We start from the raw sequence: 1,902 nt of genomic DNA on the forward strand, positions 1-1,902 counted from the left end.
TGTCCAAATACCTTTAATAATAAGTTACTTAATTCAAGTTAATAAACACCATTTACATTCATCAAAATAGACGCGTTTTTAAATAAACGCGCCCTAAAGCGGAACACTTGAATTCGAGATAATTCTAAAAAAATTACTCAGCATCTAGTACACTATTTTAACTCTTTTTCCATGCATAAGTGAGGTTTACCTTCAAATAATACTTCCTTGAAGCTGGTGTACCCCAATTTACTCCAGAAACTTACCCCTGATTCATTTTCTTTATGTACAGCTAATCGTAATTTTTCTTTATTTTTATTTTTTATAAGTTCTTCAAATCCATAATATGCTTCGACTGATTTACCTTTTCCTTGAAACTCTTTGTGAATTACAAACAAACTTATCCAAGGAAAATTATCTGAAGGATTATTTAAACAACAATCAACTAAACCAATGTAGTTATCATCCTGTTTTATAAATAAGCGTGTAGTATTTAATTTATTGGACTCTTCATATTCTGAACGGATGTCTTGAAGATTTATTGTGCTTTTATTCTTAGAAATAAGATTATAAGATGGGTTTGAATTCATTATATTTATTTCGATCTCTGCTTTATTCATATCATTGGCTTCAAAATTGAGCTTATTACACATTAGTACTACTTCCCTTTCATTTTACTACCAATCATTTCAAAGAATTATTAATAACACAATAGTGGGTTTTCCCTTAAGATAGACTAAAGGCGTTATCCCCTCTATTCCAGAATAGCGCCCGATTGCTGAAATCTCGAAACCAAGATAATATGCAAAATAATTTTTCTATATAGACCTGTTATTGATTAGTGACGATCGCTATTCATCAATCTTTTATACCTTCTTTCACCTACTAACCATGAAGTAATGGTAGCAGACAAACCTACAATGATTGACTGGAAAATGTAATATGTTAGTCTTAGCTCATCTTTAAACAAAAAGCTTAAAACAAGGAGGGTTATAAAACATACTACTGCTGATGCCATCGTTCCGAATGTAACATATTTCCATTTCCTAACTTTTCTTGTTCTTTCCCATTTAAGCATTCTTTTATTATGGTCAATCATTTCTTCCCCCCCTCGTAAATATGTATTAATAATACAATGTCATAACTTCAGCTAATGCTGCATTCTAGAAATAGAGTGCGAACATCTTTATTCCATGTTCGCGCGCCCGTTTACTGAATATTTGAACTCGAGATAAATTACACATATGACTTCGACTAACAACCGACCTGATACTTGAATAAAATGTAATATATTAAGAACCAATCAACCACTTGGGTCATAATTTTTTAAGTCTTCTTTAGTTATCCCTTCGTGTTCTTCGTCTATAATTTCGTAGTTAAATTGCAATACCTCATTGTGAGCAAAATAAGTGTATTTAACATATGGCTCATCTTCGAAAGTGACTGTTGTATAAAATTTAGGCATTTTAAATCCAAAAACACCTTCGACTGACGCTATTTCTTCGGCGTTATATCCTCGTTCTTCAAGGAGGTAATTAGTTACCCTATTTTCATAAATATTTTTATTCACTTCTAGATAAATAAATGGTGACAATAAAATCACTATAATAAATATAGTTATGATCAAATAAACTTTATGAAACTTGGGCATTTTATCTCCTCCAGTGGATTTAATATCTATTTTTTACAAACTACTGCCCGTTAGCTTAAATACACTTCTACATAATCTAATTAAAATTTTAACATAAATACCCAATTAATAATCTGTAATTATACATTCAATAAAAAAAGAGAGCACAATCTTATTCCAGATTTGCGCCCTAATGCTGAAGACTTGAATTCGAGATATTTTACATGCTACTCTAAATTTTCTTACTACCGTAATATTAAGTCACAAATATATGTTTAATTCTCAGAAATAAC

General features: G+C 30.4%; 3 protein-coding genes. All 3 read right to left on the minus strand.

All coding sequences use genetic code 11. The features are described from left to right. Positions 1-152: 152 nt before the first annotated feature. The 3 genes from H514_RS0115305 to H514_RS0115315 all read right to left on the minus strand — a co-directional run bounded on the left by H514_RS0115305 (position 153) and on the right by H514_RS0115315 (position 1,630). Entirely contained in the window at positions 153-632 is a 480-nt protein-coding gene (locus H514_RS0115305; RefSeq protein ID WP_027447743.1) for a GNAT family N-acetyltransferase, read from the minus strand. A 185-nt stretch (positions 633-817) separates the two neighbouring features. Further along, complete coding sequence (locus H514_RS0115310) at positions 818-1,078, minus strand: hypothetical protein (RefSeq protein WP_027447744.1); 261 nt, start codon at positions 1,076-1,078, stop codon at positions 818-820. A 204-nt stretch (positions 1,079-1,282) separates the two neighbouring features. Continuing rightward, positions 1,283-1,630: a DUF3139 domain-containing protein gene (locus H514_RS0115315; protein WP_081673052.1), complete on the minus strand. Its 348-nt coding sequence runs from the start codon at positions 1,628-1,630 to the stop codon at positions 1,283-1,285. Positions 1,631-1,902 lie beyond the last annotated feature (272 nt).

It is taken from the genome of Pontibacillus marinus BH030004 = DSM 16465 (assembly GCF_000425225.1).
Lineage (GTDB): Bacteria > Bacillota > Bacilli > Bacillales > BH030062 > Pontibacillus > Pontibacillus marinus.